17 protein-coding genes are annotated in these 15,148 nt (G+C 59.0%); 8 read left to right on the top strand and 9 right to left on the bottom strand.

Features of this window, described 5'->3' with window-relative positions; all coding sequences use genetic code 11:
• The first annotated feature begins 117 nt into the window (after positions 1-117).
• Positions 118-1,377, top strand: a complete 1,260-nt coding sequence (locus tag ACI5GA_RS21265) for an IS256 family transposase (protein ID WP_421423166.1) — start codon at positions 118-120, stop codon at positions 1,375-1,377.
• Between the two features lie 93 nt (positions 1,378-1,470).
• Here the strand turns inward: ACI5GA_RS21265 and ggt are convergent, their stop codons facing one another.
• The 3 genes from ggt to ACI5GA_RS21250 all read right to left on the bottom strand — a co-directional run bounded on the left by ggt (position 1,471) and on the right by ACI5GA_RS21250 (position 5,253).
• On the bottom strand, positions 1,471-3,138 hold the full coding sequence (gene ggt, locus ACI5GA_RS21260; RefSeq protein ID WP_421424182.1) for a gamma-glutamyltransferase: 1,668 nt from the start codon (positions 3,136-3,138) through the stop codon (positions 1,471-1,473).
• Positions 3,139-3,358: 220 nt separating this feature from the next.
• Positions 3,359-4,258 carry an NAD-dependent epimerase/dehydratase family protein gene (locus ACI5GA_RS21255; protein WP_421424181.1) on the bottom strand — a complete coding sequence of 300 codons (900 nt, stop codon included), beginning with the start codon at positions 4,256-4,258 and terminating at the stop codon, positions 3,359-3,361.
• Positions 4,259-4,401: 143 nt separating this feature from the next.
• Positions 4,402-5,253, bottom strand: coding sequence for a DMT family transporter (locus tag ACI5GA_RS21250; RefSeq protein WP_404637536.1), 852 nt, complete (start codon positions 5,251-5,253; stop codon positions 4,402-4,404).
• A gap of 194 nt (positions 5,254-5,447) precedes the next feature.
• On the opposite strand from ACI5GA_RS21250, the gene ACI5GA_RS21245 reads away from it, so the two are divergent.
• On the top strand, positions 5,448-6,326 hold the full coding sequence (locus ACI5GA_RS21245) for a LysR family transcriptional regulator (protein ID WP_421424180.1): 879 nt from the start codon (positions 5,448-5,450) through the stop codon (positions 6,324-6,326).
• 156 nt (positions 6,327-6,482) lie between these two features.
• On the opposite strand, the gene ACI5GA_RS21240 is transcribed toward ACI5GA_RS21245, so the two are convergent.
• Both ACI5GA_RS21240 and ACI5GA_RS21235 read right to left on the bottom strand, forming a co-directional pair.
• The gene (locus ACI5GA_RS21240) at positions 6,483-7,379 is read right to left on the bottom strand and encodes a LysR substrate-binding domain-containing protein (RefSeq protein ID WP_404637091.1); all 897 of its coding nucleotides are present in this window, start codon (positions 7,377-7,379) and stop codon (positions 6,483-6,485) included.
• A 55-nt stretch (positions 7,380-7,434) separates the two neighbouring features.
• On the bottom strand, positions 7,435-7,971 hold the full coding sequence (locus ACI5GA_RS21235; RefSeq protein WP_404637089.1) for a TetR/AcrR family transcriptional regulator: 537 nt from the start codon (positions 7,969-7,971) through the stop codon (positions 7,435-7,437).
• 121 nt (positions 7,972-8,092) lie between these two features.
• Here ACI5GA_RS21235 and ACI5GA_RS21230 point away from each other — a divergent pair, with 121 nt between their 5' ends.
• A complete protein-coding gene (locus tag ACI5GA_RS21230) occupies positions 8,093-8,737 on the top strand; it encodes a glutathione S-transferase family protein (protein ID WP_404637087.1) in 645 nt (214 codons plus the stop codon).
• A gap of 47 nt (positions 8,738-8,784) precedes the next feature.
• On the opposite strand, the gene ACI5GA_RS21225 is transcribed toward ACI5GA_RS21230, so the two are convergent.
• Together ACI5GA_RS21225 and ACI5GA_RS21220 are read right to left on the bottom strand one after the other, a co-directional pair.
• Positions 8,785-9,369 carry an NAD(P)H-dependent oxidoreductase gene (locus tag ACI5GA_RS21225; RefSeq protein WP_404637085.1) on the bottom strand — a complete coding sequence of 195 codons (585 nt, stop codon included), beginning with the start codon at positions 9,367-9,369 and terminating at the stop codon, positions 8,785-8,787.
• A 189-nt stretch (positions 9,370-9,558) separates the two neighbouring features.
• The gene (locus ACI5GA_RS21220) at positions 9,559-10,323 is read right to left on the bottom strand and encodes a sulfite exporter TauE/SafE family protein (RefSeq protein WP_421424179.1); all 765 of its coding nucleotides are present in this window, start codon (positions 10,321-10,323) and stop codon (positions 9,559-9,561) included.
• A gap of 9 nt (positions 10,324-10,332) precedes the next feature.
• Between ACI5GA_RS21220 and ACI5GA_RS21215 the strand changes: the two genes are divergently transcribed.
• From ACI5GA_RS21215 to ACI5GA_RS21205, 3 genes are all read left to right on the top strand, one after another.
• Positions 10,333-10,590, top strand: coding sequence for a hypothetical protein (locus ACI5GA_RS21215; RefSeq protein WP_421424178.1), 258 nt, complete (start codon positions 10,333-10,335; stop codon positions 10,588-10,590).
• Positions 10,591-10,668: 78 nt separating this feature from the next.
• Positions 10,669-11,592, top strand: coding sequence for a LysR substrate-binding domain-containing protein (locus ACI5GA_RS21210; protein WP_421424177.1), 924 nt, complete (start codon positions 10,669-10,671; stop codon positions 11,590-11,592).
• 61 nt (positions 11,593-11,653) lie between these two features.
• Entirely contained in the window at positions 11,654-11,998 is a 345-nt protein-coding gene (locus ACI5GA_RS21205) for a cupin domain-containing protein (RefSeq protein ID WP_404637079.1), read from the top strand.
• 166 nt (positions 11,999-12,164) lie between these two features.
• On the opposite strand, the gene cynR is transcribed toward ACI5GA_RS21205, so the two are convergent.
• Positions 12,165-13,058: a transcriptional regulator CynR gene (cynR, locus tag ACI5GA_RS21200; protein ID WP_421424176.1), complete on the bottom strand. Its 894-nt coding sequence runs from the start codon at positions 13,056-13,058 to the stop codon at positions 12,165-12,167.
• Between the two features lie 112 nt (positions 13,059-13,170).
• Between cynR and ACI5GA_RS21195 the strand changes: the two genes are divergently transcribed.
• Together ACI5GA_RS21195 and cynS are read left to right on the top strand one after the other, a co-directional pair.
• On the top strand, positions 13,171-13,551 hold the full coding sequence (locus ACI5GA_RS21195) for a carbonic anhydrase (RefSeq protein ID WP_421424175.1): 381 nt from the start codon (positions 13,171-13,173) through the stop codon (positions 13,549-13,551).
• Positions 13,552-13,581: 30 nt separating this feature from the next.
• On the top strand, positions 13,582-14,052 hold the full coding sequence (gene cynS, locus ACI5GA_RS21190) for a cyanase (protein WP_404637073.1): 471 nt from the start codon (positions 13,582-13,584) through the stop codon (positions 14,050-14,052).
• Between the two features lie 255 nt (positions 14,053-14,307).
• On the opposite strand, the gene ACI5GA_RS21185 is transcribed toward cynS, so the two are convergent.
• Positions 14,308-15,126 carry an isocitrate lyase/PEP mutase family protein gene (locus tag ACI5GA_RS21185; RefSeq protein WP_404637071.1) on the bottom strand — a complete coding sequence of 273 codons (819 nt, stop codon included), beginning with the start codon at positions 15,124-15,126 and terminating at the stop codon, positions 14,308-14,310.
• Positions 15,127-15,148: the final 22 nt, after the last annotated feature.

Here is a 15,148-nt window from a genome sequence, read left to right as displayed (position 1 = left end):
ATTCCAACGTGGGATGACGCAGAGCGTCATGAGCGGCGTTCCCACGCGGAGCGTGGGAACGATCGAGACTGTCAGAAATTTTGTGTTCGGGCCTAACATGTAGCTAGAGGTGCATGTATGCCGACCAAAAAGAAAGCTGCCAGTGCAACATCGAGAGAGCTGCCCTCGATTCCCCAAGAGATCATCGACCAGTTCGTTAAGGGGCCGATGAGCGCCGAAGCCATTCAGGATGCCTCGATGGCGTTCAAAAAAGCGCTGATCGAGCGCGCCTTAGGTGCCGAACTGGGGCAGCACCTTGGCTATCCTCAGGGCGCGGAGCGCCCCGAGGATTCGACCAACCAGCGCAACGGCAAAAGCGGCAAAACGGTGCTCACCGACGATGGGCCGCTTCGCCTGGACATTCCCAGAGACCGAGACGGCAGCTTCGCTCCCATCCTGATTCCCAAACACGAACGCCGTTTTACCGGCTTTGACGACAAGATTATCGCCATGTACGCCCGCGGCATGACGGTGCGTGAGATACGCGCTTTTCTGGCGGAGCAGTACGGAACAGATGTATCGCACGATTTCATCAGCTCGGTGACGGATGCTGTGCTGGATGAGGTTGGAGCATGGCAGCAGCGCCCTTTGGAACCGATGTATCCGGTCATCTTCTTCGATGCATTGCGAGTGAAGATCCGTGATGAGGGCTTGGTGCGCAACAAGGCGATATATCTGGCGCTGGGCGTATTGCCGGATGGCACGCGTGACATCTTGGGTATCTGGATCGAGAGCACAGAGGGCGCGAAGTTCTGGATGAAGGTGTTCAACGATCTAAAAACGCGAGGCGTTGAAGATGTTCTGATCGCCGTCACTGACGGGCTCAAAGGCATACCGGAGGCCTTGGGAGCGGTTTTTCCTGCCACCACGCTGCAAACCTGCATCGTGCATCTGATCCGAAACAGTCTTGATTACGCGGCTTGGGATAAACGCCGTCCGCTGGCCAAAGCGCTCAAGCCTATTTACCAGGCGATCAACGCTGATGCTGCGGAACAAGAGCTGAACGCCTTTGAAGCAGGGCCTTGGGGCAAACAGTATCCGACAGTAGTCGCTGCGTGGCGTCGTGCCTGGGATCGGGTGATCCCGTTCTTTGTCTTCCCGCCAGCCATCCGTAAAGTGGTCTACACGACCAACGCCATCGAAAGCATCAACGCTCAGTTGCGAAAGATCATCAAGACTCGTGGGCACTTCCCGACAGATGATGCCGCGACAAAATTGATTTGGCTGGCGTTACGCAATATCACTGCGGATTGGAGCCGTGCGGCACACGACTGGAAAGTGGCGCTTAACCAGTTTGCGATTCTCTATGGAGACCGTTTTACCAGACCAAGCTGGTGAAACAACGGCCTGCCTAACGGCAGGCCAGACCAGCCCGAACACAAAAAAACTGATACTCCCGAACGATCCCTCCAGTGACGCGTTCATCCCAAGTTACTTCACCACCCGCCCCACGCCCCGCCCTCTTGGATCGGACGCCGTTTCAATCTTCGTCCCGTCAATCCTGATCGCCTGCACATTACCCATCGACCAGCCCTGATCCTTCAACGTGTAGCCCATCGCCTTCAACTCATCGGCGGTCTTCTCGTTGAGCGGCGCAAAGGCCTCGGTGAAGATCGTATCCTTCGGCAACAACTGGTGGTGCACCCGCTGAGCCGCGACCGCGTCTTTCAACGGCATGTGGAAGTCATACAGGTTGTTCAGCACCTGAAACACCGTGGTGAAAATCCGCGATCCCCCCGGCGTACCCAATACCAGCGTTACCGCCCCGTCTCGTGTCACCAGGCTCGGGCTCATCGACGACAGCATGCGCTTGCCTGGCTCGATGGCATTGGCATCGCCCCCCACCACGCCAAACGCATTGGCCACACCGGGCTTGGAGCTGAAATCATCCATCTCGTCGTTCATCAAGAAACCCGCGCCCTTGACCACCACGCCACTGCCGTAATCCCAGTTCAGCGTGTACGTATTACTGACCGCGTTGCCCTTGGCATCGACGATGGAGAAGTGCGTGGTCTGGTGCGACTCAAGCCCGGCCTTGATGTTTTCTGTGGGCGAAATGGCCGTCGGATTGACTTCATGGGCGCGCATTGCCAGATACGCTTTGTCGGTCAACTGCTCGACCGGGGCCTTGGAGAAATCCGGGTCGCCCAGATAATTGGCGCGGTCGGCGAACACGCGCTTCTCGATCTCCGCCAACAGATGGATGTAACGCGCTGAATTGAAGGGCACGCCTTTGAAATCGTCGCTCAACTGCTGCTTCATGCCGATCAGTTGCGCCAGCGCCACACCGCCTGAACTGGGAAGCGGCGCGGTGTAGAGGGTGTTGCCGTTGAAGTTGACATGCAGCGGCTTGCGCCAGACCGCCTTGTAACCGGCCAGATCGTCTTTGGTGATCAGACCGTTGTCGTGCTGCATCTGCGCAACGAGAAGATCGGCCGTCTGGCCTTGATAGAACTCGCTGGCGCCTTTATCGGCGATGCGCTCAAGGGTCTTGGCCAACTCCGGCTGGCGAAAGGTCTCGCCGCTTTTCATGCTGGCGAAGTAGTCGCCGAAGTTGGTCTTGCCGTTGAGCTGTTTGACCCGCTCAGCGCCGTACATATATTGCTTGTCGGCCACGGTGAAGCCGTTTTTCGCGTAACCGATGGCGGGGGTCAGCAGTTCGGCCCATGGCAACTTGCCAAACTTCTGATGAGCCTCCCACAAGCCCATCACCGTGCCCGGCACCCCGGATGCGCGGGCGCCGACCAGGCTCATCCCTGGGATCACGTTGCCCTTGTCATCCAGATACATGTCGCGGGAGGCCGCTTTTGGCGCGGTTTCGCGGTAGTCGAGAAAGTACGGCCTGCCGTTCATGAACAACGTCATGAAGCCCCCGCCGCCAATGTTGCCGGCTTCGGGATAAGTCACGGCCAGGGTGAAGGCAGTGGCTACCGCTGCATCGACGGCGTTGCCGCCCTTTTTCAGAATCTGCGCGGCGACTTCGGCGCCGTACTGGTCGGGTGAAGCCACGGCGCCACCTTCCAGCGTGATGGCGTAAACAGGAGAGCTGGCGGCAAAGATCACCGACAAGGCGAGGGTCTTGAGGGTCACGATTCGCATGAGGCGTCCTTTGTGAGTAAAGGTGGCAGCATGTGACAGATGAGCTGTCGAAATGCTGACCAGACTAACGCCCTGCGCCTCGCGATGTTAGGTAAATGTTTGTGGAAGCCTTTGAGAAAGTCATGAGTCTATGCCACCAAACCTGTGGGAGCCGCCTTGGGGCGGGCGGCGTTCCGACGAAGGCGGTTGACCATGCAACATAGCGGCTCCCACAGAATGATCAGGCGCTGACCATATCCCGCTTGATCCACTCGATCACCGACGTGGTCTTCGGCACCCAGCCCAGCAACTCCCGCGCATGCTTGCCGCGCACCCGGCTGTTGGACCCCAGACCGTAGTTGGCCATCTCGTAGCCCCACTCCGCTTCGGCGTCTTTCAGTGGCCAGTCCTGTGCTTTGCCAAGCCCCATGGCTTCAGCAATCGCGTTGCTCATGTCGAAGAAGGACGCCTCGCCACTTTCAACAAAATAGAACGTGCCCGCCGGGTTCTTTTCCAGCGCCAGCGCGTACAGCTCGACCACATCATTGATGTGCACGTTGGACCAGATGTTCCCGCCAGTGCCGACATGCCGAACGATCCCGCTCTTGCGTGCCTGCTTGACCAGACGCGGCAACTGCACGCTGTCGCGGTTCACGCCCAGGCTGTGGCCGTAGATCAGCGTGTTGCACAGCACCGCCGAGCGGACGCCGTCTTTGGCCGAGGCGAGCACCAGGTCGTCGATGGCCACGCGTGCCGCCTTGTCCGGCGTGGCAGCGGGCAAGTTGTCTTCGTAATAGATTTTGTCGGTGCCTTTGCCGCCCGACGCATCGCCCACGATGCTCGAACCACTGGTGTGAAGGAATGGCTTGTTCGAACCCTTGAGGCCTTCGATCAGCGCTTCAACCGCGCCTCGATGATCACTGCTGGCCGCGTTGATCACGGCGTCTGCCTTGTGCGCCTGCTCGATCAGCAGGGCTTTGTCGTCCAGCGTACCGACGACGGGCACGATGCCCAATGCCTTGAGTTCCTCGGCCTGCTCGGCGCTACGCACCAGACCGGTGACGTGATGGCCCTTCTTGACCAGACCTGTCGCGATGGAGCCACCGATGAAACCTGCGGCGCCGGTAACGAAGATATTCATGAGATGACTCCCGTTGGGCTGTAAGGAATGGCGCCAGTATCGGCGTGTCGTTCCTTGCGAAAAACCGCTGCCAGACCAAAAGAATCTTGCGTCAGGATCACGAATCCTTGTTGCGAACTCACCGTAGCAGCAAGGCTACAGCGTCAGGCGTTGTTCTTGAGGTGCCGCAGGTTCAACGCCAACACACTGCTCAGCACCACCACCGCCCCAACGATCACCATCAACGAAGGCATTTCCCCCAGCAGCACCGAGGCAATCGCAATCGCCATCGGCGGTGTCAGGTACAAACTCATGGACGCGCGGCTGACGTCCATGTGCTTGAGCACATAGGCCCACGCCAGGTACGCCAATGCACTCGGGAAAAAACCCAACGCCCCCACTGCCACGTTGACCCGTAACGGCGCGTTGACGATTTCGCCCATCAGGCCCGGCGAGTAAATCAGCAGAAAGAACGTCCCAGCCCAGATCGTGTAACAGACCATGGTCAACCCGTCGTATCGATCGCTGTAGCGCTTTTGCAGCGAGAAATACACGCTCCAGGAAAACGCCGCGAGAAGCACCAATAGCCCCCTCGCGTCGACATGACCAAAATCGCGATCGCCCATGATCACGATCAACACGCCGATCAGCCCCCACGCCACGCAGATCCAGCGCCAGGCGCTGACGCGCTCCTTGAACACAAAGTGCGCGAGCAATGCTGTGAACAGCGGCATCGACTGAATCAGCACGCTGGACGCCCCCGCGGTGACACCCGGCTGGCCGAAATTTAGCGCGATGTGATGCAGGCTGACGGCGAAAAAGCCCAACACCGCGAGCAGCGGCAGGTCCTTGAGACGAGGCAGGGCGATTCTCATCGACGAGGCAATCAGCGCCATGAACGCCGACGCGATGATGAAGCGCAGCAGCGCCAAATGAGCGGGGGTGTAACCTTCAAGGCCAATGCGAATGCCCGCAGGCGAATACCCCCAGCAGGCGATCACGAAAAAAGTCGCCATCGCGACCTTCACGCCCTGCCAACGGATGTTGGGCAGATCCACCTCACCCGCCAGAACAGCCGAATCGTTCGCGACGCTCATCTTTGCACTCCTGCCCGCAGACCCGACGCCTGCTCGATGACAGCGAGTATCGAAACAACCTATGCTCACCACAACCGAACAATAATGACTCAACCATTCACTTTAGGTGATGCATGGAACTGGCCCAGATCCGCATGTTCAAGACCGTTGCCGACACCGGCAGCATTGCCCGGGCCGCCGAGGTGCTGCATTGCGTGCCATCGAACATCACGGCGCGGATCAAGGCGCTCGAGAGCGAATTAGGCGCAGAATTGTTCTTTCGCCATGGTCGGGGTTTGAAGATCAGCCCTGCCGGGGAAATCTTCCTGACGTACGCAGGGCGCATGCTCAGTCTCGCCGATGAGGCCAAGCGCGCAGTGCACCCCGATGCCTCGCCTTCGGGACCGCTGCGCATTGGCGCCATCGAGTCCTCAGCCACCTCTCGCCTGCCTCGCCTGCTCGCGCGCTTTCATGCGCGCTATCCCGAGGTGTCGCTGGAACTGACGACCGGCACCGGCCCGCAACTGCTCGATGCCACGCTCAACCACAAACTCGACGGCGCGATTGTCGCCATCGACGTCAAACGCCCTCGTCTCAAGTGCACGTCGATGTACCGGGAAGATCTGGTGCTGATCGCTGCCGAGTCGTTGGGGCCCATTCACAGCGCGGCGGACCTGACTGGCAAATCCATTTTCATGTGGCCTGAAGGCTGCCCCTATCGCGCCGCCCTGGAGCGCTGGCTGCTGAACAACGGCCAGACACAGCCGATCATCAGCATCGCCAGCTACGGCACGATTGTCGGGTGTGTCAGTGCAGGGGCAGGCGTCGCGCTGGTGCCCAAGGGCGTGTTTGAGCAATACCGCAAGGGATCGGGCTGGGTCGGTTATGAGTTTCCGGAACTGACGTCCGTCGACAACCTGTTCTACTGGCACGAAAACGCCGAACACCACCCGGCGCGGGAGGCGTTTGTGGAGATGTTGCGTGAGGAGTTTTCCGGCGCTCAAGCAAGCTGAATCGAACAATCCTGATGTCGACGATACCCCTGTGGGAGCGAATTCATTCGCGATGCGTTAGGACCGCCGACAGATATGCATCGGATGTATTGGCCTCTCGCGAATGAACTCGCTCCCACAGGGATTTGCGTTCAGCCAGATGAGCTCGCGGTGACTCTACGCGGCATACACCGCCAGCTTCTGCTGAATGAAATCCAGAAAGCACTGAATCCGCAGCGCCAGTTGCGAGTTGCGGTAGTACACCGCATGAATCGGCTGACGGTAGCCGTTGTTGGCATCGGCCAGGATCACGTTCAAACGCCCCTGGCGAATGTCTTCATGGGTCATGAAGTGCGACAGGCAAACAATCCCTTCACCCGCTAATGCCAGTTGGCGCAGGGTCTCGCCGCTGGACGCGGCCACCCTCGGCTGGATAAAAAACTGCTCGCCATCCGCATGCCGCAATGGCCAGTGGTTCAGGGTTTCGGTCTGGGTGAACCCCAATAACGCATGCCCGCTCAGGTCTTCGACGGTCTTGGGTGTGCCGTGCTTTTTCAAGTATTCGGGACTGGCGAGGATGTTCAGCGGGCTGGTGCCCAGCGAGCGCGCATGCAGGGTCGAGTCTGCCAGCGCGCCGATGCGGATCGCCACATCAGTGCTCTGTTCCAGCAGGTCGATGATGACATCGTTGCTGTTCAGCTCCAGTTGAATGTCGGGGTAAAGCGCCCGGAACTCGGCCACGTACGGCACGATAGAATGCAGCACGAAGGGGAACGCCGCGTTGATGCGCAACCGACCCGAAGGGGTTTGTTGGCGAAGCGACAGGCGCTCTTCCAAGTCTTCCATCTGCGCCAGAATCTGCCGGGCGCGTTCGAGGAAGAACTTGCCCTCTTCCGTCAGATCCATACGCCGCGTGGTGCGATTGATCAGCGTGGTGTCGAGCTTGGTTTCGAGCCGGGACAAGGTGCGACTGATCGCTGAAGGCGTCTGCCCCATCTGTTCGGCAGCAGCGGAAATCGAGCCGCTTTCAATCACGGACACGAACACCTGCAACTCATCGGATCTGGCTTTCACTGTTGTCCTCCGTTCCATGCACGCCGTTCCTCGACGCAAGCCAACACAACCCGCATCACGGTAACAGGCCGGCCGCTCGATAGGCGTCGATCGTGGTGTCGAAAACCGAGAGGTCGCTACGGCCACGCGCAACCAGTTGCGCCCCTTCCACGGCCGCATAAATCGCCAATGCCTGACGCTCTCGATCCTCTTCGCTCAACTGCGGGCGGCAGATCGACAGGACGTCGCTCAGCCACCGCACATTCACGGCCGTGAAGTTGTCTACTTCAACCCGCACTTCAGGAGGGAGGTCGTCGTACTCGGCCGCCATGATGCCGCACAAACACATGCGGTTATCGTTGACCAAGGCCATGCGAAAAATCTCGGTATAGCCCTTCATCCACAGATTCAGATCGTCCGAGTCGGCGCGCAAACCCGAAAGATAGGCCATCCCGTCTTCGGTGTAACGCTTGGCCAGCGCACTGCCCAAGTCGCCCTTGGTCGGGAAATGGTAGTGAATGCTCGCGCTCTTGATCCCGACTTCCTTGGCCAGTTCACGAAAGCTCAGCCCGTTGTACCCGCGGGTTTGCACCATTTTTCGGGCGACCGACATGATCGTTTCCCGAGTATCCATCGTCATAAATTTACCTTCCTATCGATAGATAGACGTTGACAGGCGAAATCATCTGGGCGCAGTTTATACCTACCGATAGATAGACAGCTATGGAGCTTGCATGAAAGTTTTCGATATTCCTGGTTTCCCCAACCCTTTGCGCATTCGAATTGTTCTCGCCGAGAAGGGGCTGGCGTCGAACGTCGAGTTCATCAAAGTGGACTTGCCCGCCGCCGAGCACAAACAACCGCCGTTTCTGGCGATCAACCCGACCGGCACAGTGCCGGTGCTGCAACTGGACGACGGCACCTACATTTCCGAATGCACAGCGATTACCGAGTACCTCGACAACCTTGACGGCCAGCCGACCCTGACCGGCAAAACGCCGAAGGAAAAGGCGGTCGTCCACATGATGCAAAAACGCGCCGAGTCGGAACTTGCTGATCCTGTGGGGATTTACTTCCACCACGCGACTCCCGGATTGGGCGCCGGATTGCAGCCGTACAAAAGCCCGGAATGGGAAGGCCGCGTCGAATGGGGCAATCGCCAGCGCGACAAGGCGGTGGCCGGGATGAAATATTTCGATCAGGTCCTGCGCAGCCAGCCCTACGTGGCGGGCGAGCAGTTCTCGATGGCAGACATCACCGTGTTCGCGGGGCTGGTCTTTGCCGGCTTCGCCAGCATCGAAATCCCTGAAGATTGCACCGCGCTGAAATCCTGGCAGAGCAACGTGCAGCAACGTCCAAGCGTCAGAAATCCCGCCTGAAACGCGTGAACGCCCGCTCGGCATCAACTACCGAGCGGGCGCTTTTTTCAAACGCCAAACACCGACGCCAGATGCGCCTCGTAACGTTTCACGTCGTTTTCGATGTTTGGCACTTTCATCACGTCAACGGCCAGGAAAGTCGGCAAGCCGGTCATGCCCAGGAACTGGTTGGCTTTGTGGAACGGGAAGTAAACGGCGTCCACGCCCTTGGCTTCGAAGAAATCGGTCGGGTCGTCGAAGGCCTGCTGTGGAGCGTTCCAAGTGGCCGAAATCATGTATTGCTTGCCGTGCAGCAAACCGCCGCTGCCATATTTCTGCGAGCTGTCGGAACGGGTCCGACCATCGTTGGCGTACAGGCTGCCATAGCCTTCGGTGAAGACTTCGTCGATGTACTTTTTCACGGTCCACGGCGCGCCCATCCACCAGCCTGGCATCTGCCAGACGATCACATCGGCCCACAGGAATTTCTGCACTTCTTCGGCGACGTCGTAACCGCCGTCGATGAACGTTTGTTTCACGTCAAAACCGGCGCGGTCCATGAACGCGATGGCAGCGTCATGCAGGGTGGCGTTGTAGCGGCCATCGGAGTGCGCGAACTGTTTACCACCGTTCAAGAACAGGATCTTTTTCATGGAAAAGCCTCGTCATTGCCCAAGCGTCGACCGACTCGAAGTGGGCCAGGCGGGGCATCTGTCATGGAAGGATTGGAATTTTGAATGGACGGCAGGATAACGACTCAGCGGCGGTGATATAAGCGCTGCCGATGCAAAATACATTTGCCCTGAAGTCACGAATCAACCGTTCATTGTTGCCTTCGATGTTCAACCAGCGATCAGCAAATGCAACCCCAACAGCGCCATGCCGATAAAAAACACGCGCTTGAACGTCAGCGCGCTGATGCGCTGACGCAGCCACTGCCCCATCATCATGCCCAACAAAGCAGGAACCACAGCCAGCAGCGATGCACTCATTTCGGCGCTGCCCAACGCATTGTTCCAGAACAGGCCCGCGCCCAATGCCAGAGTGGACACCGTGAACGACAGCCCCAAGGCCTGAACCAGTTGATTGCGATCCAGACCCAGCCCTTGAATGTAGGGCACTGCGGGAATCACGAAAACGCCGGTGGCCGAGGTGACCAGACCAGTGATCAGGCCACACAAAGGTCCCAACCAGACCTCGGCACGAGGTGGCACCTTGAGCGTCGGTAAAAACAACCCGCACAGCGCATAGACGAACAGCGCGCCGCCCAACGCCCGCCCCATGCTGTGAGCACTGCCCACGCCCAACACGTACGAGCCGATTCCCGTGCCCACGACAATCGCTGTCAGCAGGGGCCACAAGCGCTGCATTGAGCTGCGCAAATGTCCACCGGCTGCCAGTTGCCAGAGATTGGTGAAGGTCGAAGGAATCAACAACAGCGCCGCAGCCTGTGTTGGCAACATAGCCACACCGAGCAAGCCCATCGCAACCGTGGGCAGGCCCATGCCGATCACACCCTTGACCGTGCCTGCCAGTAAAAAGGCAAATAGCACCAGTGCTGTCAGGCTCCAGCCGAGATTTTGGTACAGCGAGAAGAAGGTCGTCATGGGGTGATCATGAGCCTGTGCAGCGCGATTTTAAATCTGCGATATATTGAGCCAGCCTTCGTCTATAACAGAACCATTGCCCACGCCCCCGTCTACGTTGCGGCGGACTCCATTCTTTGTGGGAGATTCTATGTTGATTGGTCAACCGCTTTCGCCACCAAGGCGGCTCCCACAAAGATTGCGCCGAATCCAAATCTCCAGTTCGACGCTGAATTTGTGGGAGCCGGCTTGCTGGCGAATGCGGTCAGCCAGGCAACCTCTTCATAACTGAACAACCGCCTTCGCCATCAAGGCGGCTTTCACAAAAAACCTTCTGTGCACTCTGTACTTAAAGTAGAGCCAGCCATGCACTTCGACCTGATCGACCTCAAGCTTTTCCTCAACGTCACTGAAGCGGGCAACATCACCGCAGGCGCTACGCTCAGCCACTTGTCCCTGGCCTCGGCCAGCGCGCGGATTCGCGGGCTGGAATCTGCGCTTGCGGTGACGTTGCTGGAACGTGGCCGACGCGGCATCACACCGACCGCCGCAGGCAAGGCGCTGGCGCAGCACGCGCGGTTGATTCTGCAACAGGTCGAGCGCCTGCAAGCCGACCTCACCGATTACGCTCAAGGCTTCAAAGGCCAGATCCGCCTGCTGTGCAACACCTCGGCGTTGAGCGAGTACCTGCCCGAGACGCTGGCTGAATTTCTCGCCCTGCACCCGAACATCGACATCCATCTGGAAGAACACCCCAGCCTGCGTATCCTGCACGCCGTGCGTCAGGGCACGGCTGACATCGGGATCATCTCTAACGCGGTCGATGCCAGCGACCTACACACCCTGCCGTTCTGTGCCGACCCGCTGACCCTGATCATGCCGCTCGACCATCCACTGGCAGCCCATACTTCGTTGCGTTTCAGCCAGGCCCTCTCCTACGAGTTCGTGGGTTTGGGGGTGAACAGCGCGATGGCGATTTACCTCGAAGAACAGGCGCTGCATCTGGGGCAACGAATCAAGACCCGCGTGCGCGCCGAGAGCTTCGACGGGGTGTTGCGCATGGTGTTGCGCGGGGCCGGACTGGGCGTCGTGCCTCAGGCAGCGGTCGAGCGTTTTCAGCACGCGTCGAATCTGAAAGCGCTCCCTTTAAGCGATCCTTGGGCCGATCGCCAGTTGCTGTTGTGCGCCACGGATTTCGATGCCCTGCCGGAATATGCTCGTTCATTGGTGCGCCATTTACGGGGAAAAACTGCGCTTCCAGACACCCCGATGTCGAGCACAGACAACTGACACGTTCCAGAGCCGCCTAAGGTGTGCGAGCGCAACTTTCGCCACCCCTTCTGGAGCTGTCATGAGCGACTCGATCATTCTTCTTCGCGACACCACCCCACTGCCCGTCGTTGACGCCTGCAAATGGGAGCGCATCGGCGGCGACCCACACACCGTCAACCTCAACGCCTACACCAGCGCCGATGGCGAAAAGATCATGGGCACCTGGATCTGCACACCGGGCAAGTGGTATGTCGAGTACGTGAAGTGGGAATACTGCGACTTCCAGGAAGGCTACTGCATCATCACCCCGGAAGGTAAAGAGCCGATCCACCTGAAGGCCGGTGACAAGTTCATCATCGAGCCAGGCATGAAAGGCACCTGGGAAGTGGTTGAGACCGTGCGTAAGTATTTTGTGTTTGCGTGACGGCTGACATCCCAACCGCTCTAGCGGATTGGTGATACCTGATCTACCTATGGGAGCGAATGAACCGGCTCCCATAGTACTCGCATCGTCGTTACTTGCATCGTCGTAGGTTCGAGTATCCCGGCGCCCTGCACTCGCCGATGATCGGCAAGATCGTGATCGGCAGTCAGGCTTGATTTCGCGCTTCGCACCAGTGCTTCAACATGCGTTCGAATTCCACCGACGCAGCGCTCTGCCAGACGTTGCGTCGGCGCAGAAGAGCCGCACTGCGTTGCGGAGCGTCGTCTTGGAAAGGAATTGCGAAAACCCCGCGCATTTGAGCTGCAGTGTCTTGCGGGAGTATCGTCGCCATCGGCATGTGCCGCACAATCTCCAGAATCGCGCTGACCGAATTGGCCTGCATGTCCACCCTCGGCGTCACGCCGTGGGCGCGGCAATAATCGTCGATGCAGGTGCGCGTCACAAAGTCCTTGGTCAACAACACCAAGGGCAGCGTTGCCAGTTCATCGGCGGATAACGGATCCGCTCGACCGAACAGGGGATGCGACGCGCCCACCATTACGCTGAGCTGCTCCACGAATAAAGACACGCAGTCGATGTCCGGGTGGCGCACATCGGTGAACGCGATGGCCAGATCGAGGCTGTCGTCCGCCAGCCGTGATTCGATCTCATCCAGCGACAGCTCGAACACGCTCAATCGAATCGCCGGATGCCGATGGCTGAAATCCCGAATCAGCGGCCCTGCGAGATAGGCCATGAAGGTCGGCGTCATCGCCAACCGCAACGCGCCTCGCGACAAGTCCTTAACGTCATGAATCGCCCGTTGGCCCGCCTCCAGGTCGCGCATCACCTGACGTGCGTATTCGATGTAAACCGCCCCCGCATCCGTTGGACGCACCGGACGCGCCGACCGGTCGAGCAGCTCTGCCCCCAGGCTGTCCTCCAGTTGCCGGATCTGCTGCGAAAGCGTCGGCTGCGAAACGTGCAACGCCTGCGCAGCACGGCTGAAATTGCCGTGATCGGCCACGACCAGCAAGTATTTCAAATGGCGCAGAAGCATGGCGAAACTCTATAGGCAGGGCTTATAGAAACTATTGTAGATCGGTCTTGGACGCTATAGCCAAGCCGGATCAGTATCGACGCCACAGCCACTGCTCATCAGGTTTTTCTGCATGAAAGCGCTCATCGACGGTCTGCTCAAATTTCAGAGTGAAGCCTTTCCCAAAAGGGCCGAACTGTTCAAAACCCTGGCCAGCGCACAAAGCCCGGCGACGTTGTTCATCACCTGCTCGGACAGCCGCGTGGTCCCGGAATTGTTGACTCAGCAAGAGCCGGGCGAGCTGTTCGTCATCGCGCAACTGGCCAATCTCCAGACACCCCCCAGCGTCCGGTTGGCGCTGGAACAGGGCCGTCTGAATCTGCATGGCTGGGTCTACGACATCGAAACCGGCTCGGTCGAAGCGCTCGATGGCGCAGCTCGTCGCTTCGTGTCGCTGGCCGACCACCCCCACACCTACGCTCTACAGGCCCGGCGCAACCGCGACGCTGCCTGAATTTGATCCCTACCCCCGAGGAAAGACACCATGCAACAGTCCAACGCCTATCAAGACCCAAGCCTGGCCCTGACCGCCAAAATCATCGACATCAAGTCGCAGAAAGGCCTCTCGTTCGAGCAATTGGCCGAAGGCACCGGCCTGAGCCTGACGTACGTCACGGCCGCACTGTTGGGACAGCATCCCTTGCCTGCCAACGTCGCGCAGATCATCGGTCAGCGTCTGGAGCTCAACGACGATGATGTCCGCCAACTGCAATCCATCCCTCTGCGCGGCAGCATCGCCGGGGGCGTGCCGACCGACCCGACCATTTACCGTTTCTACGAAATGATTCAGGTCTACGGCACCACCCTCAAAGCGCTTGTTCATGAGCAGTTCGGCGACGGCATCATCAGCGCCATCAACTTCAAGATGGACATCAAGAAAGTGGAAGACCCGGAAGGCGGTTCTCGCGCGGTGATCACGCTGGACGGCAAGTTCCTGCCGTACAAGCCGTTCTGAAAAACGCCGTTGCTCTTGCTCTTCATACACAAAACGTCCGGCGGTGTTTGAACGACTTGTGTATGAAGGGCAGGCGCTTAGGCTGTGGGAGATTCTATGGCTGGGTGCAAATGCTCTGTATCCAACTTGCTGACGATGTTGACTGGCCTATGGTCTTCGCCACCAAGGCGGCTCCCACAAGAGCCGTGCCGACTCCGAATCTTGTGGTAGACGATGAACCTGTGGGAGCCGGTTTGCTGGCGAAAGCGATTGCCTTCAGCGCATGATCTTTTCCAGATGCCCTGGCGGCAGCGCACGTTGCATGTAATCCATGCCGGTGACCTGATCCAGCTCTGCCAGCACCATCGCGATCTGCTTGTAAGCTGCGCGGAACAACGAACTGCCCAGACTCACCCGCTGAACCCCGGCCGTGCGCAACCGGTCGAGGGTCATGCGTTTGGCGGGTAGCACGTTGATGGGTTTGCTCAGCTCATTCTGAACCGTCAGCAGATCCTCCATGCTGCGCAACCCCGGCGCGAACAGGCAATCGGCGCCTGCGGCCTCAAAGGCGGTAAGGCGCTTGATGACTTCACTCAACGAATATTCATGCGGCCCGAGCAAATAATCGGTGCGCGCCGTCACCACGAAGTGCGGATTGCGTGTACGCACCGCTTCGCAGGCCGCCACCACCCGCTCTCGCGCCCGCTCCACGTCAAAAAATACCGGTCCTGACGCAGCGCTGTAGTCGGCGATGTCTTCGATGGACGCACCGCCACAGCCCATGTCGGAAATCTGCCGGAAGTTGTTCTCCACCCCTTCGCTGCTTTTCGCCAGGCCGTTTTCCAGGTCTGCACTCACCGGAATGCGCACCGCCCGCACGATGCGGTCGATGGCTTCGAACCTGAGTTGGTTGTCCATCGTTACCGATGAATCACTGTACCCGTGCGCGTAAGCGATACCTGCGCTGGTGGTGCCCAGGCTCGGGTACTCCAGTTGTTCAATCAGCCGCGCACTGCCCTCGTCCCACGCGTTCGGCATCACGAACATGGGGCTGCCGGGGCGGTGCAGGTCGTTGAAACGCTTGCTTGCATTCATGAATGGCGTCCTCCCTGAGCGC

This window comes from Pseudomonas sp. Pseu.R1, assembly GCF_045764065.1.
In the GTDB taxonomy this organism is placed as follows: domain Bacteria; phylum Pseudomonadota; class Gammaproteobacteria; order Pseudomonadales; family Pseudomonadaceae; genus Aquipseudomonas.
Note: the sequence above shows the minus strand (reverse complement) of the source record. Positions and strands in the feature narration are given on the sequence as shown.